Source organism: Nocardia sp. NPDC005746 (assembly GCF_040630785.1).
In the GTDB taxonomy this organism is placed as follows: Bacteria; Actinomycetota; Actinomycetes; order Mycobacteriales; family Mycobacteriaceae; genus Nocardia.
The window spans coordinates 163496-189194 of the sequence record NZ_JBEXYE010000014.1; the positions used below are offsets into that span (position 1 = coordinate 163496).

The 25699-nt window shown below is 68.5% G+C and carries 24 protein-coding genes and 1 pseudogene; 19 read left to right on the top strand and 6 right to left on the bottom strand.

All coding sequences use genetic code 11. The annotated features are described in order from the left end of the window. Window positions 1-181: 181 nt before the first annotated feature. The 6 genes from ectB to ABZ412_RS25490 all read left to right on the top strand — a co-directional run bounded on the left by ectB (window position 182) and on the right by ABZ412_RS25490 (window position 7224). Window positions 182-1444 (top strand): diaminobutyrate--2-oxoglutarate transaminase, encoded by a 1263-nt coding sequence (gene ectB / locus ABZ412_RS25465; protein WP_357284527.1) that lies wholly within the window; start codon window positions 182-184, stop codon window positions 1442-1444. A 244-nt stretch (window positions 1445-1688) separates the two neighbouring features. Next, window positions 1689-2501: an ABC transporter permease gene (locus ABZ412_RS25470; RefSeq protein ID WP_357284529.1), complete on the top strand. Its 813-nt coding sequence runs from the start codon at window positions 1689-1691 to the stop codon at window positions 2499-2501. Beyond that, window positions 2474-3283: an ABC transporter ATP-binding protein gene (locus ABZ412_RS25475; protein ID WP_357284531.1), complete on the top strand. Its 810-nt coding sequence runs from the start codon at window positions 2474-2476 to the stop codon at window positions 3281-3283. Before ABZ412_RS25470 ends, ABZ412_RS25475 begins: the two co-directional genes overlap by 28 nt. Then, window positions 3280-4275, top strand: a complete 996-nt coding sequence (locus ABZ412_RS25480) for an ABC transporter substrate-binding protein (protein WP_357284534.1) — start codon at window positions 3280-3282, stop codon at window positions 4273-4275. The genes ABZ412_RS25475 and ABZ412_RS25480 overlap by 4 nt, the downstream gene beginning before the upstream one ends. Before the next feature lie 10 nt (window positions 4276-4285). Further along, window positions 4286-5431: an LLM class flavin-dependent oxidoreductase gene (locus tag ABZ412_RS25485; RefSeq protein ID WP_357284537.1), complete on the top strand. Its 1146-nt coding sequence runs from the start codon at window positions 4286-4288 to the stop codon at window positions 5429-5431. A gap of 113 nt (window positions 5432-5544) precedes the next feature. Further along, the gene (locus tag ABZ412_RS25490) at window positions 5545-7224 is read left to right on the top strand and encodes a bifunctional metallophosphatase/5'-nucleotidase (protein ID WP_357284539.1); all 1680 of its coding nucleotides are present in this window, start codon (window positions 5545-5547) and stop codon (window positions 7222-7224) included. 9 nt (window positions 7225-7233) lie between these two features. Here the strand turns inward: ABZ412_RS25490 and ABZ412_RS25495 are convergent, their stop codons facing one another. Continuing rightward, on the bottom strand, window positions 7234-8001 hold the full coding sequence (locus tag ABZ412_RS25495; RefSeq protein WP_357284541.1) for a glucose 1-dehydrogenase: 768 nt from the start codon (window positions 7999-8001) through the stop codon (window positions 7234-7236). Between the two features lie 434 nt (window positions 8002-8435). On the opposite strand from ABZ412_RS25495, the gene ABZ412_RS25500 reads away from it, so the two are divergent. The 4 genes from ABZ412_RS25500 to ABZ412_RS25515 all read left to right on the top strand — a co-directional run bounded on the left by ABZ412_RS25500 (window position 8436) and on the right by ABZ412_RS25515 (window position 11551). Further along, a complete protein-coding gene (locus ABZ412_RS25500; RefSeq protein WP_357284543.1) occupies window positions 8436-9059 on the top strand; it encodes a metal-dependent phosphohydrolase in 624 nt (207 codons plus the stop codon). Window positions 9060-9117: 58 nt separating this feature from the next. Further along, window positions 9118-10026, top strand: coding sequence for a LysR family transcriptional regulator (locus ABZ412_RS25505; RefSeq protein WP_357284545.1), 909 nt, complete (start codon window positions 9118-9120; stop codon window positions 10024-10026). 226 nt (window positions 10027-10252) lie between these two features. Further along, entirely contained in the window at window positions 10253-10528 is a 276-nt protein-coding gene (locus ABZ412_RS25510; protein WP_357284547.1) for a hypothetical protein, read from the top strand. Window positions 10529-10825: 297 nt separating this feature from the next. Continuing rightward, window positions 10826-11551, top strand: a complete 726-nt coding sequence (locus tag ABZ412_RS25515) for a hypothetical protein (RefSeq protein WP_357284549.1) — start codon at window positions 10826-10828, stop codon at window positions 11549-11551. A 41-nt stretch (window positions 11552-11592) separates the two neighbouring features. Here the strand turns inward: ABZ412_RS25515 and ABZ412_RS25520 are convergent, their stop codons facing one another. After that, the gene (locus ABZ412_RS25520) at window positions 11593-11964 is read right to left on the bottom strand and encodes a hypothetical protein (RefSeq protein ID WP_357284551.1); all 372 of its coding nucleotides are present in this window, start codon (window positions 11962-11964) and stop codon (window positions 11593-11595) included. 238 nt (window positions 11965-12202) lie between these two features. Here ABZ412_RS25520 and ABZ412_RS25525 point away from each other — a divergent pair, with 238 nt between their 5' ends. The 3 genes from ABZ412_RS25525 to ABZ412_RS25535 all read left to right on the top strand — a co-directional run bounded on the left by ABZ412_RS25525 (window position 12203) and on the right by ABZ412_RS25535 (window position 14641). Continuing rightward, entirely contained in the window at window positions 12203-12784 is a 582-nt protein-coding gene (locus ABZ412_RS25525; protein WP_357284553.1) for a hypothetical protein, read from the top strand. 45 nt (window positions 12785-12829) lie between these two features. Next, window positions 12830-13462 carry a glyoxalase gene (locus ABZ412_RS25530; protein ID WP_357284555.1) on the top strand — a complete coding sequence of 211 codons (633 nt, stop codon included), beginning with the start codon at window positions 12830-12832 and terminating at the stop codon, window positions 13460-13462. Between the two features lie 105 nt (window positions 13463-13567). Then, entirely contained in the window at window positions 13568-14641 is a 1074-nt protein-coding gene (locus ABZ412_RS25535; protein ID WP_357284557.1) for a glycoside hydrolase family 43 protein, read from the top strand. Here ABZ412_RS25535 and ABZ412_RS25540 read toward each other — a convergent pair. The 3 genes from ABZ412_RS25540 to ABZ412_RS25550 all read right to left on the bottom strand — a co-directional run bounded on the left by ABZ412_RS25540 (window position 14638) and on the right by ABZ412_RS25550 (window position 17808). After that, entirely contained in the window at window positions 14638-15552 is a 915-nt protein-coding gene (locus ABZ412_RS25540) for a serine hydrolase (protein WP_357284559.1), read from the bottom strand. The two genes, ABZ412_RS25535 and ABZ412_RS25540, sit on opposite strands and share 4 nt — an antisense overlap. A 72-nt stretch (window positions 15553-15624) precedes the next feature. After that, window positions 15625-16347: an IclR family transcriptional regulator C-terminal domain-containing protein gene (locus tag ABZ412_RS25545; protein WP_357284561.1), complete on the bottom strand. Its 723-nt coding sequence runs from the start codon at window positions 16345-16347 to the stop codon at window positions 15625-15627. Window positions 16348-16350: 3 nt separating this feature from the next. Continuing rightward, entirely contained in the window at window positions 16351-17808 is a 1458-nt protein-coding gene (locus tag ABZ412_RS25550; protein WP_357284563.1) for an APC family permease, read from the bottom strand. A 250-nt stretch (window positions 17809-18058) separates the two neighbouring features. On the opposite strand from ABZ412_RS25550, the gene ABZ412_RS25555 reads away from it, so the two are divergent. From ABZ412_RS25555 to ABZ412_RS25580, 6 genes are all read left to right on the top strand, one after another. After that, complete coding sequence (locus ABZ412_RS25555; protein ID WP_357284565.1) at window positions 18059-19468, top strand: ethanolamine ammonia-lyase subunit EutB; 1410 nt, start codon at window positions 18059-18061, stop codon at window positions 19466-19468. Then, window positions 19465-20277 (top strand): ethanolamine ammonia-lyase subunit EutC, encoded by an 813-nt coding sequence (gene eutC / locus ABZ412_RS25560; protein ID WP_357284567.1) that lies wholly within the window; start codon window positions 19465-19467, stop codon window positions 20275-20277. The genes ABZ412_RS25555 and eutC overlap by 4 nt, the downstream gene beginning before the upstream one ends. A 16-nt stretch (window positions 20278-20293) precedes the next feature. Continuing rightward, window positions 20294-21811 carry an APC family permease gene (locus tag ABZ412_RS25565; protein WP_357284569.1) on the top strand — a complete coding sequence of 506 codons (1518 nt, stop codon included), beginning with the start codon at window positions 20294-20296 and terminating at the stop codon, window positions 21809-21811. 33 nt (window positions 21812-21844) lie between these two features. Continuing rightward, a complete protein-coding gene (locus ABZ412_RS25570) occupies window positions 21845-23095 on the top strand; it encodes a haloacid dehalogenase-like hydrolase (protein WP_357284571.1) in 1251 nt (416 codons plus the stop codon). A 122-nt stretch (window positions 23096-23217) separates the two neighbouring features. Next, a complete protein-coding gene (locus ABZ412_RS25575; RefSeq protein WP_357284573.1) occupies window positions 23218-24912 on the top strand; it encodes a DHA2 family efflux MFS transporter permease subunit in 1695 nt (564 codons plus the stop codon). Between the two features lie 73 nt (window positions 24913-24985). Then, complete coding sequence (locus ABZ412_RS25580) at window positions 24986-25429, top strand: DUF2871 domain-containing protein (RefSeq protein ID WP_357284575.1); 444 nt, start codon at window positions 24986-24988, stop codon at window positions 25427-25429. A 120-nt stretch (window positions 25430-25549) separates the two neighbouring features. On the opposite strand, the pseudogene ABZ412_RS25585 reads toward ABZ412_RS25580, so the two are convergent. Further along, a pseudogene (locus ABZ412_RS25585) lies at window positions 25550-25699 on the bottom strand (IS256 family transposase); the annotation flags it as partial.

The window sequence follows — 25699 nt, forward strand, 5'->3', positions numbered from 1 at the left end:
CCTACGGGTGCGGCCGGTGTCCCGCAACGAGTTATGCTGTGTGCCGGTCTGTTGCGGTGTGCGTCACGTGGTCATAGGCAGCGGGTATGGCAGCCCGATTCGAAAGAAAATGATTTCGCTTCGGTGCCCATGTGATAGAAACAACAGCGTTTCACTTAGTTGCGACGCTAGGAACCACACGATGACCATTGCAGAGACGACCGTTTTCGAGGCGCTCGAATCCAATGTGCGTGGCTACTGCCGTTCCTGGCCGACCGTATTCGACACAGCGCGCGGCGCGTGGCTGACCGACGAGAACGGCAAGGAGTTCCTGGACTTCTTCGCCGGTGCCGGCACCCTCAACTACGGTCACAACAATCCGGTCTTCAAGAAGGCCCTGGTCGACTACATCATGGCCGACGGCATCACCCATGCCCTGGACATGTCCACCGTCGCCAAGCGCCGTCTGCTCGAGACCATGCGCGATCTGGTGTTCACCCCGCGCGGCCTCGATTACAAGATCCAGTTCCCCGGCCCGACCGGAGCCAATGCCGTGGAGGCCGCGCTCAAGCTGGCCCGCAAGGTCACCGGTCGCACCACCGTCCTGAACTTCACCAACGCCTTCCACGGCATGACGCTGGGCGCGCTGTCGGTCACCGGCAACGCCGCCAAGCGCGCCGCCGCGGGCGTCCCCCTGGCGCACGCCACCCCGATGCCCTTCGACGGCTATCTGGATGAGCCCGAGGACTTCTCGTGGATGCGCCGCGCGCTCGACGACACCTCGTCGGGACTCGACAAGCCCGCCGCCGTCATCGTCGAGACCGTGCAGGGCGAGGGCGGGGTCAATGTGGCCCGCGCCGAATGGCTGCGCGCCCTGTCCGAATTGTGCTCGGCCCGCGGCATTCTGCTCATCGTCGACGACGTGCAGATGGGCTGCGGCCGCACCGGCCCGTTCTTCTCCTTCGAGATCGCCGGCATCACCCCCGACATCGTCTGCCTGTCGAAGTCCATCAGCGGCTACGGCCTGCCGATGGCGCTGGTGCTCATGCGCCGCGAACTGGACCAGTGGGCGCCCGGCGAACACAACGGCACCTTCCGCGGCAACAACGCCGCCTTCGTGACCGCCGAGGTGGCGCTGCGCGAGTACTGGTCCGACGACCTCCTGCATCAGTCCACCCTGGCCAAGGGCGCTCGCATCCACGACCAACTGGTCACCCTCACCGAATCCTTCGGCGGCATCACCACCCGCGGCCGCGGTCTGGTCCACGGCCTGGTCTTCGAGGACGCCTCGCAGGCCGAGAAGGTCTGCCAGGTCGCCTTCGAACTCGGTCTGCTGGTCGAGACCTCCGGAGCCACCGAGCAGGTCGTGAAGCTGCTCCCGCCCTTGACCGTCAGCGATGACGAGATCACCCACGGCCTCGGCATTCTCGCCCGCGCCGTGGAGATCGTCCGCGACGGCCACTAGACGTCGGCCACCGCCCACACCGGTGCCGACCTGGTGCCGGGTTCCCAGCTGCGGAGGGAACCCGGCACCACCCCTCTCCTGATCCGCAGCATCTGACACACAGCTCTCCCAGGCCCTCGGGACCCCAGAATCACGGGGATTCCAACCGGTGACCGGCCGGGCTCGGAACGGCACAGTCGGACAGGTGGCGCTCGAAGGCCCTCGGCCGCCACGGTCCCCGTCCCGTTCGCCCGAGGGGTGCTTCGTGTCCTCCATTGCCGTGCAGGCCAAGCCCGTCGTAGGCCGGCCCCGCCTGCCGAACGTTTCCGTCCTGGCCCGCTTCGTCGCGCCGCTGCTGGTGGTCGTGGCCTGGCAGCTGGCCAGCGCGACCGGGGTGCTGCCCGAGCGACTGCTCGCCTCCCCGGTGACGGTCGTCGAGACGGCCGTGGACCTGCTCGAGGACGGCACCCTGACCAAGGCCGTCTCGGTATCGCTGAGCCGTGCCGCGCTGGGCTTCGCCTTCGGCGCGGCCGCCGGCATCGCACTGGCGCTGGCGGCCGGGCTGAGCCGCGCGGGGGAGTACCTGGTCGACCCGCTGATGCAGATGCTGCGGACGCTGCCGTTCTACGGTCTGATCCCGCTGTTCATCCTGTGGTTCGGCATCGGGGAGCTGCCCAAGATCGTGCTGGTCGCCTTCGGCGTCGCGATTCCCCTGTACCTCAACACCTTCGCGGGCATCCGCAGCGTGGACGGCAAGCTGGCCGAGCTCGCGCAGGTGCAGCGGCTCAGCCGCGCGGGACTGGTCCGGCACATCGTGCTGCCGGGCGCGCTGCCCCAGACCCTGGTGGGGTTGCGGCAGTCGCTGGGCGTGGCCTGGCTGGCGCTGATCGTGGCCGAACAGGTGAATGCCGATGCGGGCCTGGGCTTCATGATCAACGACGCCCGCGAATTCCTGCGCACCGACGTGATCGTGGTCGGACTGCTCGTCTACAGCGTGCTCGGGCTGCTCACCGACGCACTCGTCCGTTCGATCGAGAGGAGAGCGCTGTCATGGCGACGCGGCTTCCTGGCACACTGACCGATTCGGTCATCGCGGAGACCCTGGCCGGACTCGAGGAGACCGTCCGCGCGGAGGCTCCCGCGACCGCCGAGACCCCGGTCGTGCGAATTCGCGGTCTGGTCAAGGACTTCGGCGAACGCCGCGTCCTGCACGGCCTGGATCTCGACATCCGCCCCGGCGAGTTCGTGGCCCTGCTGGGCCGCAGCGGCTCCGGCAAATCCACCCTGCTGCGGGCGCTGGCGGGCCTCGATCGGGAGACCGAGGGCGAGCTCACCGTCTCCGGCGAGGTCGCGGTCGCCTTCCAGGAACCACGGCTGGTCCCGTGGAAGCGGGTGCGCGACAACGTGATCCTGGGCCTGCGCCGCGCCGACGCCACAGCGGCGGCCGCGGCCGCGCTGGCCGAGGTCGGACTGGCCGAGCGCGGCGAGGCCTGGCCGCTGACGCTCTCCGGCGGCGAGGCTCAGCGCGCCTCGCTGGCCCGTGCCCTGGTCCGGGAACCGGATCTGCTGCTGCTCGACGAACCCTTCAGCGCCCTGGACGCCCTGACCCGCATCACGATTCACGGCCTGGTGCTGGATCTGTGGGCCCGGCATCGGCCCGGCGTCCTGCTGGTCACCCACGACGTGGACGAGGCGCTGCTGCTGGCCGACCGCGCCCTGGTACTCGACGGCGGGCGCATCGGCCGCGAGCTGCCCATCGACCTGCCGCGCCCCCGGCGGCGCGACCATCCCGAATTCCAGGCTCTGCGGGCGGCTCTGCTCGCCGAGCTGGGCGTCACCCCGGAAGGAACCACCGAATGAAGACCAAGCGCCTGTTCGCCGCCCTGGCCGTCGCCGCGACCCTCGCGGGCGCGGCGTGCTCCTCGGGCAATGACGACACCAAGGGCGTGAACGCGGACGGTTCGGTGGATCTGTCCCAGGTGACCCTGCACGTCGGCGACCAGAAGGGCCTGGCGCTGCAAGCGCAGCTGGAGGTGTCGGGGGAGATCGAGAAGCTGCCCTACAAGATCGAATGGTCCACCTTCACCGCCGGTCCGCCGCTGCTGGAGGGCATCAACTCCGGGTCGGTCGACTTCGGTGGCGTGGGTGACGCGCCGCCGGTGTTCGCGGCGGCCGCCAAATCCCAGATCAAGATCGTGGGCTCCTACGACTCCGGCGTCGCCGGGAACGCCGTGATCGTGCCCAAGGATTCGGCCATCAAGGACCCGAAGGACCTGCGCGGCAAGAAGATCGCGGTCACCAAGGGCAGTTCCGCGCACTACCACCTGCTGTCGGTGCTGACCAAGAACGGGCTCACCTTCGGTGATATCGAGCCGCAGTACCTGCAGCCCGCCGACGCGCTCGCCGCCCTGTCCACCGGGCGCGTCGACGCCTGGACGGTGTGGGATCCCTACGCCGCGCAGGCCGAGGTCGGCGGGGCGCGCGTGCTCGTCGACGGCACCGGCTACGTGAAGCCTGACAGCTTCTACGTCACCGGCTCGAAGACGTTGGACAACAAGGCGAACGCCGCTGCCGTGCGGGATCTGCTGGAGCGGCTGCGGCGGGCGCACGTGTGGATCACCGGGCACCGCGAGGAGTGGGCCAAGCGGTCCTCGGGCATCACCGGCGTGCCCTACGACGTCACCCTGCTGGCCGTGAATCGCGCCAACTACCAGGATCATCCGCTCGACGAGGCGACGATCGCCGCGGAACAGCAAGTGGCCGACGGCTTCGCCGACGCCAAGCTGATCCCCGGAAAGGTCCGGATCGCCGACTTCATCGACACCCGCTTCAACGACCGATTCACCTCCTAGGAGTCCCCGCATGAGCTTGTCGTTCCATTGGTTCCTGCCCACCTCCGGCGACTCCCGGGGCCTGGTGGTCGGCGGGCACGGCACCCCCATGTCCGGGGACCGGCCCGCCTCGCTGCACTACCTGAACCAGATCGCCGCCGCCGCCGAGAGCAACGGATTCGAGGCCGTGCTCACCCCCACCGGATCCTGGTGCGAGGACGCATGGCTGACCACCGCCATGCTGGTCGAGACCACCGAGACGCTGAAGTTCCTGGTCGCGCTGCGGCCCGGCCTGATGAGCCCGACCCTGGCCGCGCAGATGGCGGGCACCTTCCAACGGCATTCGGCCGGAAGGCTGTTCATCAATGTGGTGACCGGCGGCGAGCCGCGCGAACAGGCCGCCTACGGCGACTTCGCCGACAAGGAGTCCCGCTACGCGCGAACCGGCGAGTTCCTGGATGTGGTGCGGTCGCTGTGGAATTCGCATGAACCGGTCACCTTCCACGGCGAGCACATTCGCGTCGAGAACGCGCTGCTGAGCAATCGGCCGGACCCGGTGCCGCCGATCTTCTTCGGCGGGTCCTCGGGCCCGGCCGGACCGGTGGCGGCCCGCTCCGCCGACACCTACCTGACCTGGGGCGAACCGGTCCTCGCGGTGAGCCGCAAACTGGATTGGATCCGCGGGCTGGCCGTCGACGCGGGCCGCAAGCTCGACTACGGGCTGCGCATCCACGTCATCACCCGCGACACCTCCGAGGAGGCGTGGGCGGTCGCCGACAAGCTGCTCGCGGGCATCGATCCCGCCGATATCGAACGCGTCCAGGCCGCCCTGGCGCAGAGCGAATCCGAGGGGCAGCGCCGCATGTCGGAACTGCACAACGGCAACACCGACCGGCTCGAGATCGCCCCCAACCTGTGGGCGGGCGTCGGCCTGGTCCGCGGCGGCGCGGGCACCGCCCTGGTCGGCTCGCACGAAGAAGTGGCCGAACGGCTCGTCGAGTACTCGAAGGCGGGCATCTCCCACTTCGTGCTCTCGGGCTACCCGCACCTGGAGGAGGCGTACTGGTTCGGTGAGGGCGTGCTGCCCATCCTGGAGCGAAAGGGCCTGTGGCGGCACCCGATCCGGCGTCCGGCCGCTCCCGCCGCCACGCCGTTCGCGAGCGCGTCCAGCAGCTAGCGGATCCCGCCGACGGCCGCCCACCCGCACAGGTGCGGCGGCCGTCGGCGGTGACGGCGGAATTCACCCCGTCGTCGTGCGTGCGTCGACGGCGTCTGACACAGTCGACAACTATGAGCGGTCGGCGTGTTCTCGGTGTGTGCGCGACGGTGCTGAGCCTGGCCCTGGTGGCGGGGTGCGGGGGAGCGGAGCACGCCGCGCCCGCGACTCCGAGCGCCGCGCCCCTGGTCTCGACCTCGGATCTGCCGCAGGCGAAGCCCGGTGAGGTGCACCTGTTCGGCCTCAACGACCTGCACGGCAACCTCCAGCCGCCGGAGGGGTCCAATGGCAAGGTGGGCGCGTATCAGGCCGGGGGAGCGGTGTACCTGGCCGCGCATCTGGCCCGGTTGAAGGCGGCCTATCCGGACAGCGCGGTCCTCGCGTCCGGGGACGACGTGGGCGCGAGCCCGCTCGTCTCGGCGCTGTTCCACGACGAGCCCACCATCGAGTTCCTCGATTCGGTCGGCGTCGCGGCCTCCTCGGTCGGGAACCACGAATTCGATCACGGCGTAGTCGAACTGCGCCGGCTGCAGCAGGGCGGCTGCGCGCCGGAAGGGTGCGGCCCGGGCGAGCCGTTCACCGGTGCGAAGTTCGCGTACCTGGCCGCGAATGTCACCGACGCCGACGGGCAACAGCCGCAGGGCCTGAAGCCGTGGACCATGCTGGAACTGGGCGGGCACAAGATCGGTGTGGTCGGCGTGGTCACCCCCGACACCGCGAACATCGTCATGCCGGAAGGCATCCGCGGCTACCGCTTCGGCGACGAGGCCGACGCCATCAACAAATACGTCCCCGCCATGAAGGCCGCGGGCGCGGAAACCATGGTGGCGCTGCTGCACGACGGCGGGACCCAGCAGACCCAGGGCCGACCCCTGGACTACAACGGCTGCGACGGCATCTCGGCGGGCGTGAAAACGTTGGCGCACAAGACCGATGCCGCCGTCTCGGTGATGCTCACCGCGCACAGCCACCAGGCCTACAACTGCACCCTCGACGGCAAGGTGGTCACCCAGGCCGCCTCCTTCGGCCGCCTCGTCACCGATGTGACGCTGCGCTTCCACGACGGCACGGTGCAGGCTTCGGCCGTCAACCGGGCCGTCACCCGCGACATCGCCCCCGACCCGGCCACCGCGAAGCTGGTGGATTTCTTCGCCGCGCAATCGAAGCCGCGCGCCGAACGCGTCATCGGCTCGGCCGCCGCGCCCCTGCCCGCCGAGCCCGCGCCCGCCGGGGACTCACCGCTCGGTGATGTCATCGCCGACTCCATGCTCGACGCCATGGCCTCGGTGCGGGCGGTGGCCGCGTTCATGAACCCCGGCGGCGTCCGCGCGGGCCTGTCTGGCGGGAACATCACCTACGCGCAGGCGTATACGGTGCAGCCGTTCGGCAATCAGGTGGTGGCCGTGACGCTGACCGGGCAGCAGATCCTGAATCTGCTGGAACAGCAATGGGACAATGTGAGCAAGCCCGGCGTGCTGTCGGTCGCGGGCATCACCTACTCGTATTCCGACGGCGCGCCCAAGGGGCACAAGGTGATCGAGGGCAGCGTCCGGGTGGCGGGGGAGCCGTTGAATCCGGTGGCGGTCTACCGGATATCGACCAACAGCTTCCTCGCCGCCGGCGGCGACGGCTTCTCGGTGTTCACGCAGAGCACCGAAACCCTGGTCGGGCCCATCGATCTCGACGCCCTGGAGGCGTACCTCCGGACCCGCGGCGCCGTCGGCCCGCCGGCCGGCCGGATCGAGAAGCGCTGACCCCCGGAGTTATTGGCCCATCACGTATTTCACGGTCGGCCCGGTCGTCCAGCCGCCGTCCACGGCCAGTTCCGCGCCGGTGACGTAGGAGGCCGCGTCCGAGAGCAGGAAGACGATGGCCGCCGCGATCTCGTCGGCCTCGCCGACCCGGCCCATCGGGGTATTCGGGTAGCCGCCCTCGCCCTGCTGGATGCCGACCTGCGCGGTCATCGGCGTGTAGGTCATGCCGGGGTGCACCGAGTTGACCCGAATGCGGTCGATGCCGTTCTCGATGGCGGCCACCTTGGACATGCCGCGCACCGCCCACTTGGACGCGCCGTAGCTGCCGGTGAGCGCGAGACCCATGAGCCCGGCCGCGGAGGAGATATTGACGATCGACCCGCCGCCGGCCTCCTTCAGCGCCGGGATGCAGGTCCGCATGCCGAGGAAGACGCCGACCAGATTGATGTCGATGACCTTGCGGAAATGCTCGACCGACTCGTTCGCCAGCAGCTCGCCGGTGGAGATCCCGGCATTGTTGACCAGGCCGTTCACGGTCCCGTCGAAGGCGTCGCGGGCGGCGGCCAGCGCTGCCACCCAATCGGGCTCGGAGGTGACGTCGAGATGCTGGTAGACGGCCTGTGCGCCGAGCTCGGCCGCGAGCGCCTTGCCGTCGTCGTCGAGCACGTCCGCGATCACCACGTTCGCCCCGGCCGCGACCGCCTGCCGCGCGGTCTCGGCGCCGATGCCGCGGGCCGCGCCGGTGATCAGGATCGTCTTGCCGGACAGGTCGTGCATGGGAGGCTCCTTCCAGAGGATCCGGCGCACAGGCACGGTGACCCGCTCGCCGGTCACACACAGGTGGTTTGCTGAATATTGTCCAATGCGTTCCGGATTCGCCCGGAGCCGCACCCGAATCCCTATTGTGGATATGTCAACCAGATCAACCCCGGGGTCGGGACGGGTTTTCCCCGGGCAGTTGCGCCGCCTCCCGTCGAAGTGGGGAACGCCCGTGTCGCGGTGTCGGCGACCGCTGTCGTCGGAGAGTCGGGTGAGCGGTTCCGTCGGAGTGTCGGGTGGGCGGCAGTGTCGCGGGGTCGGGCGAGTGGCTGTGTCGGAGTGTCGGGTGAGCTCACGGGTCGCGGGTCAGGTGAGCTCACGCGTCGCGGTGTCGGGTGATCAGCCGGGCCGCCGCGGTGGCGAGCGCGGTCCGCACATCATAGGGTGCGGGCGTGAACCGCGCGCCCGCCGCCCCGGCTGCCGAGGTCGTCCCCGCCGCCGAGGTCGACGACGTCGCCCGGTCCGCGGTCGCCCCGATCGTGTCCGTCGCCGACCTCATGGCGCTGCTCGCCGACTGCCACGACGCCTGGGACATGCCCGATCGCAGCGGCGATCCGGTCGACATCCTCGACCACGACCGGCAGTGCGCCGAGTTGCTGCGCCGCGACTTTCCCGCCGATGAGGAGCTCCAGGTCGCCGGGCTGGTGCACGACATCGGGCACAAGCTGGTGGCCGGCGACGACGGGGGTCACGGGGAGCATGGCGCCGCGGCCGTTCGCGGCCTGCTGGGTGATCGCGTCGCACGGCTGGTCGAGCTGCATGTGGTGGCGAAACGGTATCTGGCAGCGACGGATTCGCTGCACGTCGCGGCCTTGTCGAAGTCCAGTCAGCGCACCTTGGTCGCGCAGGGCGGCCCGATGACCGCGGCCGAGATCGCCGCCTTCGAGCGCGACCCCGAGTTCGCCGCGGCCGTCGCGCTGCGCCGCGCGGACGACGCGGGCAAGGTCGTCGGGCTGGCCGGCCACCCGCTCGACTCCTGGCGGCCCGTCATCGAGCGGGTGGCCGCCGCCCGCTGACACGGCGACCTCTCTCGGGCCGTCGAGCCGCGGTGAGGTCTGTGCATAGACTCGATCTATGCCGCTATCCCCGCGCGTCCCGGATCTGTCCGCGCTCGACCTGCTGCTCTCGGTGATCGAGCTGGGCAGTCTCGGGCGGGCGGCCAAAGCGCACGGGATCAGTCAGCCGTCGGCCAGCTCGCGGATCCGCTACCTCGAGCAGTTGGTCGGTGTTCCGGTGCTGGAGCGGACCACGCTCGGTTCGCGGCCCACCGCGGCGGGGGCGCTGATCGCGGAATGGGCCCGGGACGTGGTGGACGCGGCCGCGCGCCTGGACGCCGGGATCGACAGCCTGCGCGCGCAGCGGGATTCGCGGTTGCGGGTCGCGGCCAGTCAGACCGTGGCGGAGTACCTGTTCCCGAAATGGCTGATGGCCCTGCGCACGCGGATGCCGGACACCTCCATCGCCCTGGAATCGGGCAATTCGACCGAGGTTGCCAAGGCGGTGCTCGACGGCCGGGCCGGGATCGGGTTCGTCGAGAGCCCGCACCTGCCCCGTGAGCTGGAAAGCCATGTGGTGGCCCGGGATCGGCTGGTCGTGGTGGTCGCACCCGGGCACCCGTGGGCGCGGCGAGGGGAGATCGACGCCGCCGAGCTGGCCCGCACCCCGCTCATCTACCGCGAGCCCGGTTCGGGCACCCGCAATTCGTTCGAGCGCGCCATGACCGCCGGCGTTCCCGGGTGGCAGCCGGAGATCGCCCTGGAGTTGTCCTCCACCACCGCCATCAAGACCGCGGTCGCCGACGGCCTCGCGCCCGCGGTGCTCAGTTCGCTGGCGGTCGCGACCGAATTGGCCGAGGGCATTCTGGTTTCGCCCGGGGTGACCGGCCTGGATCTGGAGCGGCAGTTGCGAGCGGTGTGGCCGATCGGCCGGAAGCCGAGCGGCCCGGCGCGAGACTTGTATGTCATTGCGAGCCGACCGATCTGAGGCATTCAGGGGAGTTTCCCTGTCACTTCAGGGAGTTTTGTCCGAGTTGTTGACAGAGTGACGCCGATCACCTTAATGTTCCGGCGCAGGTGAACCGGATTTCCGGATGGCCATGTCTGCCTGCACATTCAAACCTTCTTTACAATGGCTTCGCTGAATTCGCAGCGCGAAGACACAAGTGCGCCAACGGCTCCCGCGCGTGTTATCAAAGGGTTATGGTCACGGAATGGTGCGAAACGCCGCCTCTGCCACAGACCCGGATGAGCCTGTCATCCCGGCTGCTGCTTCGCGGCCCAAGCTAGAGGTTGTTCCCGAAACGCCCGACTCCGAAGCGTCACAGCCCCACTCCTTCGGCGCACACGTCCTGGGCACGGCCGATATCGAGCGTCTCCCGTCCTCGGCCCGCCACCGCATCGCGGCCTTCATTCACCTGCAGGTGGCGACCCTGGAGGAGTGGCCCGAGCCGGTCCTGCCTCCGATCCCGGAGCTCGACGAGCTCTGACGGAAACCGGCCGGTCGCGGAGGGTTCGTGCTGGTCGCTGTACGGGCCGTTCGACGGTCTGTCCGGTTCGGCTATTCATGGCCCGACCGGCCGTGTTCACCTCTCGGACACTATTCATACATTCAGGTGAACAACGGAAAACCTTGGCGCACAACGGGACATCTCGTTTGTGTAACAAGTCACTTATGGCAAATATGCATTGCCGCCTCACTGAGAACCGACTTAGAGTCTGCTTGTCAGTAACTGAACCTGCGATGAGTTCTATTTCCGCGGGCATACTCAATCGAGGGAAATCACATGCGCAAGAGCGGAATCGCGGCGATGACCGCACTGGTGGCCACCATCACGGCAATCACCGCAGGTACGGCAAATGCCCAGACCCAAACGGGTGATGTGGGCGCCATTCACTACACGGCGTCGGCCACCGACCGGTCGGGGACCATTTCCACCGATATCGGGTCGATGGATGTCGAAAACGGCGTCTTCAAGATCAAAGCAGCCGATGGCACGGTGGTGGCCGGAACCGAGCTGAATTTCCGGGTGGACGATTTCGTGTTCCCGATCGCCGCCGAAATCCGGGACCGCACAGTCACTCTGACGCCGCAATTCGATCTGGGCCACGCGGCGTATCACCCGGTCGCGCTGCCGTTCGAGGACACCGCGCCGTGGAAGACCCCCTACGACCGCGAGCAGGCGGCGTGGAACCGCATGAAGGACACCATCTCCGTCGGCGCCACCATCGGTACCCTGGTCGGCGGCATCGGTGGTGCGGCCGTGGGCTGCGCCCTGGGCGGCATCGCCGTCGGCGGCGGCGCCACGCTGGCCACCGGCATCATCGGCGGCCTGTTCAGCTTCCTGCCGGGTGCGGTCGTGGGCTGCCTCGCGGGCGCCGCGGCCATGGGCGCGCTCGGCGCGGTCGGCGGCCTGATCCTGGTGACCGCCCCGGTGGCCATCGCCGCCGCGGTCCAGTACTTCACCACCATCAACCAGCCGTTCAACCCGGCTCCGGCCCCGGCGAAGTAAGCCTCGGGACCCGAGGCCGTGGGGTCGTGGCCGTCAGCCGGTCACGACCCGGCGCCCTGGCCGATGCCCTCGCCCTTGCGTACCTGCCACGAGCTGAGTTCGTGGCCCCGCCACTCGCCGCGGACCAAGGGATTGTGCCCTTGCCGTCCCTTCTGCTGTTCCCGCCGGAATTCGCGGAAGTATTCGAACCGAATCCAGAGCAGACCCGAAACGATAAGCACCGCAGTGACAATCGCCCCGATTATGGTCCAGCCGTAGAACTTGGACGCGGCCGCCACGATCGTCATCCCGAGCGCGGCGATGCCGAGCAGGCACATAATCAACGCCGGCCCTTCCCGCGGATCTTCGATAGCGTCGCCGGGATGCGGATGCCAGTGTTCGCCGTTGGCTTCGACCGCCGTCACCCTGACCATGTCCCTACCTCCCTCGAGCAGCGGAAATTCCTGTCTTCCCTCCAGAATGCACCTGCCGCCGGGGCTACGCGAGAGCAATTTCCGGAAAACTCGAACTCCGCGCCGGAGACAATTGTCAGCCCCCTTTTCGGGGAAATGAAAGTGACGGCCGCGCAAGGCATCTGAAGCGCCCGGGCATCGGAGCGCCGGGAGATCCGGCACCGGACGTTGGCGGGATCCGGCACTGTACGTTCGGGGGATGGGGAGTTCGGACGACGTGGGGCGTCGATCACACCGGTTTCGCCGTCCGCTGGCGGTGGTCGCCGGTCTCGTGGCGGCGGTGACCGTCACCGGGCTACTGCCGGGCTGGTGGTGCGGCCGCGACGCGGACGCCTGGTTCCGCGGGGATCCGGGGCGGGTGCACGGCCTGGCCGAGGAGTTGCTGGCCTTCGAAGCCGCCGACGACCAGCGGCGCGCCGCCGGCTCGGGCGGGGAACTCACCGACATGTGGGGGCTGCTCGCCCATCAGATGACCGCCCTCGGCCTGGCGCAGATCTCCCTGGACCACCCCGAATGGCGTGCCCGCTACGCCCCCGTCGCCACTCGCGCGGCCGCCAAGACGCTGCGCCCCGAGATGCGACCGGTCTTCACCGCGGCCTGGCCCGGCGAGGACGGCGTCACGGTCCCTCGCCCTCGCCGCGATCCTGATGGCGTTGCGCGTGATCGCGCTGGTCATCGTCCCGGCCTATCTCGTCTGCCGCCTCGTGGTCGCCGCGGTCATCCGCGTCCCAGGCGGTGGTCGATAGGGGTCCGTGGGTGCTCTCCGTGGTCGGTTCCGTAGTCACCACGGATGTCCCCGGCCGGTCCGGAATTTAGCGTTGTAGCCATGACGAACACCGCTTCCGCCGCCGCTTCCACCGCCCTCGACGTGACCCTCGAGGCCACCGACCCCACCGCTGTCGCCGCCGCCTACGAGGCCGCTTTCGGTCTCGGCGACCAGCTCTCCTTCGCTCCCGCGTCGGCCCCGTCGGAGGGCTTCCGCGGCTTCATCATGTCGCTGGTCGTGGCCCAGCCCGGCAATGCCGACAGCCTCATCGCCAGCGCCCTCCAGCACGGTTTCACCGTGATCAAGCCCGCCAAGAAGAGCTTCTGGGGCTACGGCGGCGTGATCCAGGGCCCCGACGGCACCATCTGGAAGGTCACCACCTCCGAGAAGAAGGACACCGCCCCCGTCACCCGCGCCGTCGACAGCGTCGTCCTGCTCCTCGGCGTCGAGGACGTGAAGGCCAGCAAGCAGTTCTACGTCGATCGCGGCCTCACCGTCGCCAAGAGCTTCGGCGGCAAGTATGCCGAATTCGACCTCCCCGACTCCCCGATCAAGCTCGCCCTCTACCCCCGCAAAGCCGCCGCCAAGGAAGCCGGCGTCCCCGTCACCGGCTCCGGCTCCCACGGCCTCGTCGTCACCGGCCCCCTCGGCGCCTTCGCCGACCCGGACGGCTTCGCCTGGGCCGCCGCCTGACGCCCCGCGAATCGCTGTGCGGTGCTGGGGTTTCGCGGGTGTTGATTGAACTCGGGGGCGGCGGCGTCGAAACTTGACTCTCGACTGTCGCTGGAGGTGAGGCTGGTGGGTTGGCGGAGAGCGTTCGGGCTGGTGAGCATCCTGACCGTGGGACTCGGAACCGCGGTCGCGGGGGTGGGAACGGCCGAGGAGCGCGGGTCCGGACCGCATAGCGAGGAATTCGCCAACCCAGTGGTCGCCGCGGGAGCCGACCCGAGCATGACCTACTACGAAGGCCGGTTCTATCTGGTGCAGGGGGACTTCTACAACGATGACAATGTCATCATCCGGGCTTCGGACACGCTCGGCGGGCTCGGGAAGAGCGAGCCGACGGTGGTGTGGGAGCACGGGGAGTGCCCGGGGGAGGCGTGCACGAAGATCTGGGCGCCGGAGTTGCAGCACATCGGGGATCGGTGGTGGATCTACTTCGCGGGGCAGGAGGACGACCGCAACGAGACGCATCGGATGTATGCGTTGCGGTCGGTGGGGGATGATCCGGCCGGGCCCTACGAATACCTCGGGAAGATGAATCTGCCTGGGGGATGGGCGATCGACGGAACCTACCTGCGGTATCGGAACGCCGGATATTACCTGTGGTCGTGTCTGCGCGACCCGGAAGACACACGGGTGCAGGACATTTGCGCGGTGCGGATGTCGGATCCGATGACGCCGGTCGGTGAGCGAGTGAGCATCGCGACGCCGACCGCGGAGTGGGAGACCGTGCCGAACGACGCCGATTTGAAGATCAACGAGGCGCCGGAGGCGCTGATCGGCCCCGACGGCCGGCTGTTCGTAACCTTCTCCGCCAATGCCAGTTTCGACGACACCTACCGGATCGGCCTGCTCGAACTCGCGAAGGGCGGCGATCCCATGAACCCGGCGGCCTGGACCAAATCCGGTGGCCCCCTCCTGCCGGGCGGCCCGGGAGCGATCGCCCCGGGCCACAACGGATTCCTTACCATCGACGGCCGCCCGTGGATCACCTACCACGCCCGTCTGGAACCCGGCACCGGCTGGGAGGGCCGCAGCGTCCGCGTGCAGCCCATGGATTTCGGCCCCGACGGCCGCCCCCGCTTCGGCATGGCCTTCGGTCCCGACGCCCCGATCGTGATCGAGGGCCGGGACCCGGCCCAGCGCTAGCTGCCCGGAACGATCGACATGATCGGCCGGTAAGCCCAGTTCAGCATGCGTGCGGCGTCATCCTTGGCGGCTGCCCCGCTCCACGCCGAGCTGTGCAGCACCACGCCGATCATCGGAATCCCCGCCCGCACCGTCTCGAACAACAGACAAGCCCCGGCCGCATCGGTCGACCCGGTCTTGATCCCGATCGCGCCCGGATAGTCCTTCAGCAGCTGATTCGTGGTCTCCCACACGTGATCCCGGTTTCCCGCCGCCGCGGGTACGTGATAGCTCGGCGTCCCCGCGACCTCCCGGAACACCGGGTGCCCCATGGCCCGCAGCCCGAGCGCGATCAGATCGGCCGGCGTCGAGAACGTCGAGCCGTCCTCGGGCACCGGCAATCCGCTCGGGTCGGCGAAATACGTTGCCCTCAACCCCATCTGCCGAGCCGTATCGTTCATCCTGCCGAGAAACACGTCCTGGCCCGGCCCATATGCCTCGGCGAGCGTATACGCCGCATCGCAGCCCGACGGCAACATCAGCGCATACAACAACTGCCGCGTACTGAGCACCTCTCCCGCGCCCAGCCCCGCCGTACTCCCGTCATTCCGCGAGCAATACGAAATCGCCTCGGCGGGAACGGTGACGGCCCGATCCAGAGTGTTCGCATTGATCACCACCATCGCCGTCATCACCTTCGCGATACTGGCGATCGGCACCGGCGTATCGGCTTCCCGAGACCACAACAAGGTCCCGGTGAACCCATCCGCCAGCGCGGCCCCCTGGGCCTGCACCCCATCCGGCTCACCACTGAGGAAAGGCAACTGAATCTGTGGTGCGGCAGCGGCGGGCATGGCCTGCACGCCCTGACCGGCGCCGACCACCACCGCTCCGACAACCACTGCTTGCAACACTCGGGCAAATGTCTGCATGGGCACACATTGTGCACCGCACCCCTATCGACCAGCGGTATTTCAGGGCCGGGGAGCGTGCCGCCGCAACCATTAGAACAGCAGCGATTCCAGTTGTGCGGCATAGCTGCGCGCGGACTCGTCGAAACCGGTCATGGCGTCCAGGCGGCTGGTGGATCCCGCCAGGCAGAGGGCGGCCTCGGGGGTGCCGGATTCGCTGTGGATGGGGTAGGCGAAGCAGGTCAGGCCCGGCAGTAGTTCGTCGACGGCGCGGGCGTGGCCGGTGGATCGGATGGCGGCGATGTCCGCGGCGAGGGCCGCCTGGGTGACTCGGGTGTTCGGGGTCAGGCGGATCGGGGCGGGAACCAGTGCGGGCCAATCGGTTCGGGCGGACAGCAGCAGTTTCCCCGCCGCGGAGGCGTGCAGGCATCTGGTCAGCTCGCGTTCGGCCGGGACCGGATGGTCCGGGTCCTGGTTGATCACCTGAACCGTGCTCACGCCGAAGCCGATCACGTTCACCGCGAAGCGGGTGGACGCGCGGAATTCGGCGAGGCACTGGCGTGCGGCCCGGGAGACGGTCGGCGTGTTCAATGCGGTCGCCAGGCCGCGCAGCCGCGCACCGAGACCGAAGCCGCGCAGATCGGCCGTCCGGATCAGGTATTCGTCGGCGACCAGAGAATTGAGCAGACGATACGCCGTCGCGGGCGGGAGACCGAGGCGTTGCGCGATTTCCTTGGCGGTGATTCCCACCCCGCATTCCGCCACGATCTCGATAATCGCGATGGTATTGGTGACCGACGTGCCGCGTGTGCTCATGGGCTACCGGAACAATGAGGTCAGCAACAGGTCGTCGCGTTGCGGTTCATCGAATATCCCGACACCTCGCAGCCGGTCCGGCGCGAATCGGCGCAGCGCGACGGCGAACCCGATGCCCGCCGCCATGACCGCGACGTACACCGCCACCACCGCGACATTGCCCGGCTGCCCCGAGAACGCGGCCGTGACCATCAACAGCCCGATCAGCGTCGCGGCGGTGCCGCCGAGTATCGCCAGCGCCCGGCTCGGTTCCCCGATGCGCCGCAGCAGCATCGGACCGGCCAGGCAGGCCGGGAGATAGGACCCGAGGTAACCGAAGGCGCTGAGCGTGAGGAACGAACGGATGGCGTCCTGCGGCGCCACGCCCGCCCACAGCACCGCGATCGCGCACCCGGTCACCACGGTCATGGCCGCGGCGATGGCCGCGGACGGAGTGTGGAAACGCGGATGCGCGCGCCCGGCCACCCGCGGCGCGATGCCCTCCCGGCCCATCGTGAACAGCACCCGCACCAGCGCGTTGATCGAGGCCACGGTGCAGGCGAAGAACGAGGCGGCGACGCCGAGATCCAGGGCGACCGCGAGCAGCCGCGAATCATGGTGCAGGAGTAGATCCGACAACGGGGTGCCGCTGCTCGCGGTGGGGTCCGCCGACAGCGCCACCGCCTCGGCGCTCACGGCGAGCAGGTAGATGACGCCCGCCGCCAGCGGGGTCCACAGCACGGTTCTCGGCACCGAGCGGAACGGGCGGAAGGACTCGGCGGACAGGGTGGTCGCGCTCTCGAAACCGACGAACGCGCTGATCGCCACCACCGCGCTCATGGCGAGGTCACCGGTGTCGCCGTGCCAGGACATGGCCCGGACCGGATCGACGCCGTGGCGCTCGGCGACGAGCAGGTAGCCCAGGGCCGTCAGAATCGCCACCACCGAAACGCATTCGATGAGCAGGGTCGCGACCGCCGACGGCCGGATGCCGCGGGTCATCAGCACCGTCGCGGCTCCCGCCGCGGCGATCGACAACAGCATCGTCACCGTGACCGGGACATCGATCCCGGCGAGCATCGCGACGCGACCGAGATAGGTGCCGACCGCGACCAACCCCGCGACACTCACCGCGGCGTACCCGACGATCGCGGACCAGCCGACCGGAATCGCCCCGGTCGGTCCCAAACTCTTGGCCGCGTAGGTGTACAGCCCGCCGGTGACCGCGATCCGCTGCGCCATCGGCCGCACCACGAGAGCCACACACCAGGTCAGCAGTGCCGCGCCGAGGAAGGCGAGCACGCTTGGCCCCCCGCCGACCGCGGCGATCACGAACGGCGGTGTGACCGCGGCCGTCCCGGCGGGCGCGATGGCCGCCACCGACTGCGCGAACACCGGGGCGAAGGCGAGCCGCCGCCGCCGGAGTCCGCTGATCGACGACCGTTCGACCACCAGCGGTGGCGTCGGCGTGGGTACGGTCACACGGAAACAGCCTTTCTTCTGCCGCCGCGGACCGGGCTTCGTCCGCGAAAGAGCCTCAGCGTAGCCAGGTGCTTGTAGCACGGCTGTTACGTTCAGTTACTTCCGTATTTCCGCGCGTGAGAAAATTCTCCGCCGGAATTCTCATCGCCGGTTATCCGGGAACGGCGCTGCCGTAACAGAACCCGATTAGCGTCTGCCGCCATTGGAATTCAACGGCTTCCGAGCCGGGCGTGAGAGGACGTTTCCCGCGATGACTTACCGTCAGCAGATCGGCGGACGGACCTACGTGTTCGGGAGCCTGATCGATGTTCTGGCGAAGGCCGGTCCGGCCCGATCCGGAGACGAATTGGCCGGGTGTGCGGCGGAATCCGATGCCGAGCGCGCCGCCGCGAAATGGGTGCTCGCCGATATTCCGCTGCCGGTGTTCCTGAACGAACCGGTGGTGCCCTATGAAACCGACGAGGTCACCCGGCTCATCATCGACACGCACGATCGAGCCGCCTTCGCTCCCATCGCGCACCTGACCGTCGGTGAGTTCCGGGATTGGCTGCTCACCGAAGTGGCCTCGGGGACAGCCGAGTTCACGATCCCCGCCCTCGCGCGCGGCATCACTCCGGAGATGGCGGCGGCGGTGTCGAAGCTCATGCGCAACCAGGACCTGATCACGGTCGCACGGGTGCTGTCGCCGCGGGCGGCGTTCCGCACCACCATCGGCGCGCCGGGCCGGTTGGCGACCCGGCTGCAGCCCAACCATCCCACCGACGATCCGCGCGGCATCGCGGCGGGCATCCTCGACGGCCTGCTGCTCGGCTGCGGCGACGCGGTGGTCGGCATCAACCCCGCCTCCGACGATCCGGTCGCGATCGCCCGGCTGCTGCATCTGCTCGACGACGTCCGGCTGCGCTTCGACATCCCGATGCAGTCCTGCGTGCTCACCCACGCGACGACGACGCTGGAGCTGATCCAGCAGGGGGTACCGGTCGATCTGGTGTTCCAGTCCATCGCCGGTACGCAGGCGGCCAACACCGGCTTCGGGATCACGCTGGACCTGCTGGCGGAAACCGCCGCGGCGGCAGGCGAATTGGGTCGCGGCACGGTCGGGCACAACGTCATGTACTTCGAGACCGGCCAGGGCGCGGCGTTATCGGCGGACGCGCACTGGGGCGTGGGCGGGCAACCGGTCGATCAGCAGACCCTGGAGGCCCGGGCCTACGGCGTGGCGCGGGCCTTCGATCCACTGCTGGTCAACACCGTCGTCGGATTCATCGGCCCGGAATACCTCTACAACGGCAAGCAGATCACCCGTGCGGGCCTGGAGGACAACTTCTGCGGCAAACTGCTCGGCCTGCCGATGGGGGTCGACGTCTGCTACACCAACCACGCCGAGGCCGACGGTGACGACATGGATCTGCTCGCGACCGCCCTGGCGGTGGCCGGGACGGCGTTCATGATCACCGTCCCGGGCTCCGACGACACCATGCTCGGCTACCAGAGCCTGTCCTTCCATGACGCGCTGTACCTGCGCCGCGTCTGCGGGCTGCGACCCGCACCCGAATTCGAGGCGTGGCTGCGGCGGATGGACATGGCCGACGACCACGGCCGCGTGCTGCCCGCCGGCCCGGCCGGATCTCCTCTGCGCGCGCTGGCGGCGAACCGATGAACCGGCCCATCGACGCGACGCGATCCGCGCAGCCCGGCGACGGTATCGATCCCTGGGATCGGATGCGGGCACACACCTTGGCCCGGATCGGGCTGCGCCGGGCCGGTGACACGCTCGCCACCCCGGAAGTGCTGGCGCTCAACGCATCCCACGCGCTCGCCCGGGACGCGGTGCGGACGCCGCTGGATGTGGCTGCCGTGCGCACCGCCCTGGCCGAGCTGGAACTGGGCACCCCTGTTCACGTGACCAGCGCGGCGGCGGATCGCGACCAATATCTGCGTCGCCCCGATCTGGGGCGGATGCCGTCCGGACCCCTCGAATTCGGTTCCTCCGGAACGGATCTGGCGCTGGTGGTGTGTGACGGACTGTCGGCCACCGCGGTCACCGACCATGCCGCGGGGTTGTGTGCCGCGCTGTCCCAGGCGTTCGCGCCGGACTATTCCCTGGCGCCTCCGGTGATCGCCACGCAGGCACGGGTGGCGCTGGGCGACCATATCGGCCGAACCCTCGGTGTGCGAGCGGTATTGGTGGTGATCGGGGAGCGGCCCGGCCTGTCGGTCACCGACAGCCTGGGCATCTATCTGACCTACGCGCCGCGGCCCGGCCGCGCCGACTCCGAGCGCAACTGCATCTCCAATATCCGCCCACCGCACGGCCTGGGCTACACCGACGCCGCCACCGTGGCCCGTGACCTGATCGACCAGATATTTCGCGCCGGTCGCTCCGGCGTCTCGATCAAGCCCCGAGCCTCCTCCACGCCGCTGCCGAGTCGGCCACTCGGCATTACATCCGATAGTGAAATTGCTTAGCAGAGAGAGTATTTCGATGACGCAGCAGATAACCCGCGCAGCCGTGGACGGTGCGCCGACCGAGTCGGAGACCACCGTCCACCGGCTCAAGCCCAACGCCATCGGACTGCTCGGCGTGGTGTTCATGGCCATCGCCACCGCCGCGCCGATCACCGCCATGACCGGCAACGTGCCATTCATGATCTCCGCCGGCACCGGCACGGGGACGCCCGCGGCCTTCCTGATCGCCATGGTCGTGCTGGCCGTGTTCTCGGTGGGCTTCACCACCATGAGCAAGCACATCACCGCCACCGGCGCGTTCTACGGCTTCATCTCCTATGGCCTCGGCCGCACGATCGGCCTGGCCTCGGGCTTGCTGGCGGCGTTCGCCTACATGGTGTTCGAGCCGTCGCTGATCGGAATCTTCGCCAGCTTCGGCACCAATACCGTGCTCGCGCAGTTCGATACGCACATTCCGTGGTGGGTGTTCGCGATCGCGATGCTGGCGATCAATGCGGTCGGCACCTGGTTCGGTGTCGCGGTGGCCGAAAAACTGCTGGTGGTCCTGCTTTTCACCGAGATCACGGTGCTCGCGGTGATGGCGGTGTCGGTAGCGATCCACGGTGGCGGGCCGCACGGATTCTCGCTGGCGCCGCTCAACCCGGTCAACGCGTTCACCGGGCCCTCGGCCGGGCTGGGTCTGTTCTTCGCGTTCTGGTCGTGGGTCGGGTTCGAATCGACCGCCATGTACGGCGAGGAGTCCAAGAACCCCAAGAAGATCATCCCCAAGGCCACCATGATCGCCGTCCTCGGCGTCGGGGTGTTCTACGTGCTGGTGTCGTGGATGGCGATGTCCGGCAACGGCATCGGCGAATCGATGGATCTGGCCGGCTCGGCCAACCCGATGGATGTGTTCTTCAATCCGACCAACACCTATGTCGGCCACTGGGCGGTCACCGCGATGCAATGGCTGATGATGACCGGTTCCCTGGCCTGCGGCATGGCCTTCCACAACTGCGCCGCCCGCTACCTCTACGCCCTGGGCCGCGAGGGCGTGCTGCCCGTGCTGCAGCGCACCCTCGGCCGCACCCACCCCAAGCACGGTTCGCCGCACATCGCCGGTCTGGTCCAGACGATCATCGCCGGACTGCTGATCGCGGGCTTCGGCATCGCCGGCAAGGACCCCTACACCGGCACCTACACCCTGCTCGCGATCCTGGGCACCATGGCGATCCTGGTCGTGCAGTCGCTGTGCTCGTTCGCGGTGCTGGTCTACTTCCGCAACCATCACCCCGAGACCAGGCACTGGTTCAAAACCCTGGTCGCGCCGCTGACCGGTGGTCTGGCGATGCTGGGAGTGGTGATGCTGCTCGTGGTCAATATGGGCACCGCGGCCGGCGCGGAATCCGGATCGCTGGTGCTGAAGGCGACGCCGTGGCTGGTCGGGCTGGTCGGTGCGGCCGGTATCGGCTACGCCCTCTACCTGAAGCTGCGTGATCCCGCCCGCTACGCGCTGCTCGGCAGGACCGTGCTGGAAGAAGCCCACGAACGCTGAAGACGCCCAGCCGATTACGGAGAGCACACCTCTATGAAGACACGATCCCTCGTCGGGCTGATCGCGGCCGCCGGCGCCCTGCTGTCACTGACCGCCTGCGGCTCGGACTCCGATGGCGCCGCAGCGACCACCTGCAAGCAGTTGGATGCCGGGCAGGCGTGGTACGGCGCCAACAAGGACACCCTGTCGACCTTCATCGCCACCACCGGAACCTGCGGCAAGCAGGTCGACTCGAAGCCGCTCGCCTTGTTCGACTGGGACAACACGCTGGTCAAGAACGATGCCGGTGAGGCCACGTTCTATTGGCTGCTGTCCCACGACAAGGTGCTACAGCCAACCGACTGGTCGGCCACCAGCCCGTACCTGACCGCCGCGGCCACTGCCGCACTGCGTGCCGCCTGCGGCACCGCGGCATCGGGAACCCCGCTGCCCACCTCCACCAACGCCTCGTGCGCCGACGAGATCCTGGCCATCGGCGACGGTGGCAAGACGAAAGGCGGGGCCCCAGCATTCGACGGCTACGACCACCGCCGACTGGAACCGGCCTACGCCTGGCAGGTTCAACTGCTGGCCGGACACACCCCCGCCGAACTGACCGACTACGCCACCCAGGCCCGAGCCCAGAACCTCGCCGCCCCGGAAGGCACCGAACAGACCATCGGCACCACCAAGGTCGACGGCTGGGTCCGCTACTACAGCCAGCAACAGGACCTGGTCAAAACATTGCAGGCCAACGGATTCGACGTCCGCATCATCACCGCCTCGGCCGAGCCGGTGATCAAGGTCTGGTCACCTGAACTGGGCGTACCCGCCGACAAGGTGATCGGCATCGTCCCCTTGACCGACCAAGGCACCTACACAGGCCATATCGCCGGCTGCGGCGGCCTCGGTCCCGACCAGGTCATCACCTACATGGAGGGCAAACGCTGCGCGATCAACGAACGCATCTTCGGCATCACCGGCCCCACCGCCTTCGACCAACAGCCACCCGACAAACGCCCGGCCCTGGCCGCCGGCGACTCCGACACCGACGTGGTCTTCGTCAGCGACGCCACCGCCCTCCACCTGGTCATCAACCGCAACAAAACCGAACTCATGTGCCAGGCGTACGCCAACACCGACGGCAAATGGCTGATCAACCCGATGTTCATCAACCCCAAAAAGCACAAGGACCAGCCCTACCCCTGCGCCACTGCGGGTTTCACCACCGCCACGGGCGCCCACCAACCTCTGACCCAACCCAGCGGAACCGTGATCCCAGATCAACAGGACGGCGTCTACTGACTGGGCGGGATCCACGGACCTCGGGCTCCTCGATATGACGATCCGGCCTCCATCGAAAGTTGATCTCGGAACGGATCGAACTCCTCTATGGCTGTGCGGGCAGCACACGCAGAATTCCGGTAATGCGGAGCGATACAGGACCTGCGGCAGATCCGGCACTGCGGCCACAACGCCGGAGCCCGAGCGATCAGCCCTATCTGCCGGACGCCCCGGCGGCGGACCGGAAGGCGTGGATCGGGCTCGGTGTGCTGGCCGCGGGGCTGTCGATGATCGTCGTCGACGGCACAATCGTCGGCGTCGCGCTGCCGGCGATCGTCGCAGATCTCGGGCTCGATCTCACCGATGCGCAATGGGTCAACAGCGCCTACTCGGTGGTTTTCGCGGCCCTGCTGCTGACCGCGGGCCGCCTCGGCGACCGGCTCGGTCGGCGCCGCATGTTCGTGGCCGGTGTGCTGATGTTCCTGATGGGCAGCGTGCTGGCCGCGGTGGCCTCGAGCGCGGCCACGCTCATCCTTGCTCGGGTGGTTCAGGGCCTCGGCGGTGCGTTCGTATTGCCGGCCACTCTGTCCAGCGTGAACGCCACCTTCCGCGGCCGCGACCGCGTCGTGGCGTTCGCGGTGTGGGGCTCGGTCATCTCCGGGATGGCCGCGGTGGGCCCATTGCTGGGTGGCAGCCTGACCACCTATGTCGGCTGGCGCTGGATCTTCCTCGTCAACATCCCCATCGGGATCGCGGTCCTGGCCGGCGCGCTGCTCGTGGTGCGGGAAACGAAGGCCGGGGTCCGGGAACCCGGCTTGGACGTCGGCGGATTGCTGCTCAGCGTCATCGGATTCGGTGGCACCATCTTCGCGCTCATCGAAGGCCAGCGTTTGGGCTGGTGGCGGCCGCTCGGCGAGTTCGGTGTCCTCGGATTCGAATGGCCTTCGCACGCACCGGTTTCGGTGGTGCTGGTCATCGTCGCGATCGGGATCGGCGCGCTGGCCTTGTTCGTCGTCTGGGAACGCCATCGGGCCCGCCGCGGCCGTTCGGCGATCCTGGACCTGAGCCTGTTCTCGGTCCCGACTTTCACCTGGGGCAACGTGACCGCGCTGACCGTGGCGATCGGGGAGTTCGGTCTGCTGCTGGTGTTGCCGTTGTTCCTGGTGAACGCCGTCGGCCTGTCGACCATGAGCGCCGGCCTGGTGCTGGCGGCAATGGCCCTGGGCGCCTTCGCCTCCGGCGCCGCCGCCCGCCACATCGCCGTGGTGTTCGGTGCGCCGCGCACGGTGATGGTGGGGCTGGCGCTCGAGGCGGTCGGGGTGATCATTGTCGCGCTGTGTGTTTCCTCGACGGTGTCGTCGTGGCTGCTCGCCGGTGTCCTCGCGGTGTATGGCGCCGGGTTGGGTCTCGCCTCGGCGCAGCTGGCCGGAACGGTTCTGGCCGACATTCCCCCCAAACAGTCCGGTCAAGGCTCGGCGACGCAGAGCACCGTGCGGCAACTCGGCGCCGCCCTGGGCGCGGCCATCCTCGGCGCGGTGCTGTCCGTCGGCCTGGCCCACGACCTCACCGATCGGTTGGAATCGATTGAGCAGCTTCCGTCGCCGGTAGCGGCCCGACTGGTTTCCGCGACTCGGGACTCGGCCGGCGGGGCCATCTCCGGACTGCGCGACCAGGGCGATGCGGGCCGCCTCGGCCGCCAAGGCCCCGCCGTCACCGCCGCCTTGTCCGAAGGCTTCGCCGACTCCACCCGCAGAGCGCTGTTCGTGGCCGCGGGCTTCCTCGTCCTCGGCCTCGGTAGCGCGACCGCCCTGAACGCTCGCAGCCGGCACACACACTGAGATCAGCCGCTACGTCACCGATCCGATGCCAACATTCGATCACCATTCCGACCCGTCGCACCAGGGAGAACAGATGAAGAGGGCGTACTTCGCCGCCGCCGGCTACACATTCCTGGGCCTGATCCTCGGCTTCTTCTACCGCGAATTCACCAAATCCCACGACTTCACCGGCCCATCCCAGCTGACCGGCACCCACACCCACGTCCTGGCCCTCGGCACCCTCTTCTTCCTGATCGTCCTAGTCCTCGACAAACACTTCACTCTCTCCAGCACCCGCCTGTTCACGGCCTTCTTCTGGACCTACAACCTCGGTCTGCTGCTGACCGTCGCCATGATGGTCACCCACGGCATCCTCACCGTCACCAACCACACCGTCAGCCCCGCCATATCCGGGATAGCCGGCCTCGGGCACATCATCGTCAGCATCGGCGTCATCCTGTTCTTCATGTGCCTCTACACCCCGCTCATGACCGCCGCCGAGCACCCCGAACCCGCTAAAACACCGGCAGCCGAGTAGTTCTGTGACAGTCCCGCGAGCGGGCCGGGCCACCCGGAGCACGAAGAACGAGGGCGTCTACGTCGAGTGCGGCGATCTCGGGGAGTTTCGGATTAACGGTGGATCCGACCTCGGTGTGGGTTAGTTCCCGGTCGGGTGGATCCGGCCTTCGAAGGTGATGGCGAACGCGTTGAGTGCCGGTTTCCACCGCATCGCCCATCGTGCCCGGCCCTGCCCGGTCGGGTCCAGGGAACGAGTCACCAGATACAGGCATTTCAACGCCGACTGCTC

Coding starts and splice junctions, on each gene's coding strand:
- ectB (WP_357284527.1), top strand. CDS start 182: ATGACCATTGCAGAGACGACCGTTTTCGAGGCGCTCGAATCCAATGTG.
- ABZ412_RS25475 (WP_357284531.1), top strand. CDS start 2,474: ATGGCGACGCGGCTTCCTGGCACACTGACCGATTCGGTCATCGCGGAG.
- ABZ412_RS25480 (WP_357284534.1), top strand. CDS start 3,280: ATGAAGACCAAGCGCCTGTTCGCCGCCCTGGCCGTCGCCGCGACCCTC.
- ABZ412_RS25485 (WP_357284537.1), top strand. CDS start 4,286: ATGAGCTTGTCGTTCCATTGGTTCCTGCCCACCTCCGGCGACTCCCGG.
- ABZ412_RS25490 (WP_357284539.1), top strand. CDS start 5,545: ATGAGCGGTCGGCGTGTTCTCGGTGTGTGCGCGACGGTGCTGAGCCTG.
- ABZ412_RS25495 (WP_357284541.1), bottom strand. CDS start 8,001: ATGCACGACCTGTCCGGCAAGACGATCCTGATCACCGGCGCGGCCCGC.
- ABZ412_RS25505 (WP_357284545.1), top strand. CDS start 9,118: ATGCCGCTATCCCCGCGCGTCCCGGATCTGTCCGCGCTCGACCTGCTG.
- ABZ412_RS25510 (WP_357284547.1), top strand. CDS start 10,253: ATGGTGCGAAACGCCGCCTCTGCCACAGACCCGGATGAGCCTGTCATC.
- ABZ412_RS25515 (WP_357284549.1), top strand. CDS start 10,826: ATGCGCAAGAGCGGAATCGCGGCGATGACCGCACTGGTGGCCACCATC.
- ABZ412_RS25520 (WP_357284551.1), bottom strand. CDS start 11,964: ATGGTCAGGGTGACGGCGGTCGAAGCCAACGGCGAACACTGGCATCCG.
- ABZ412_RS25525 (WP_357284553.1), top strand. CDS start 12,203: ATGGGGAGTTCGGACGACGTGGGGCGTCGATCACACCGGTTTCGCCGT.
- ABZ412_RS25530 (WP_357284555.1), top strand. CDS start 12,830: ATGACGAACACCGCTTCCGCCGCCGCTTCCACCGCCCTCGACGTGACC.
- ABZ412_RS25540 (WP_357284559.1), bottom strand. CDS start 15,552: ATGCAGACATTTGCCCGAGTGTTGCAAGCAGTGGTTGTCGGAGCGGTG.
- ABZ412_RS25545 (WP_357284561.1), bottom strand. CDS start 16,347: ATGAGCACACGCGGCACGTCGGTCACCAATACCATCGCGATTATCGAG.
- ABZ412_RS25555 (WP_357284565.1), top strand. CDS start 18,059: ATGACTTACCGTCAGCAGATCGGCGGACGGACCTACGTGTTCGGGAGC.
- eutC (WP_357284567.1), top strand. CDS start 19,465: ATGAACCGGCCCATCGACGCGACGCGATCCGCGCAGCCCGGCGACGGT.
- ABZ412_RS25565 (WP_357284569.1), top strand. CDS start 20,294: ATGACGCAGCAGATAACCCGCGCAGCCGTGGACGGTGCGCCGACCGAG.
- ABZ412_RS25570 (WP_357284571.1), top strand. CDS start 21,845: ATGAAGACACGATCCCTCGTCGGGCTGATCGCGGCCGCCGGCGCCCTG.
- ABZ412_RS25575 (WP_357284573.1), top strand. CDS start 23,218: ATGCGGAGCGATACAGGACCTGCGGCAGATCCGGCACTGCGGCCACAA.
- ABZ412_RS25580 (WP_357284575.1), top strand. CDS start 24,986: ATGAAGAGGGCGTACTTCGCCGCCGCCGGCTACACATTCCTGGGCCTG.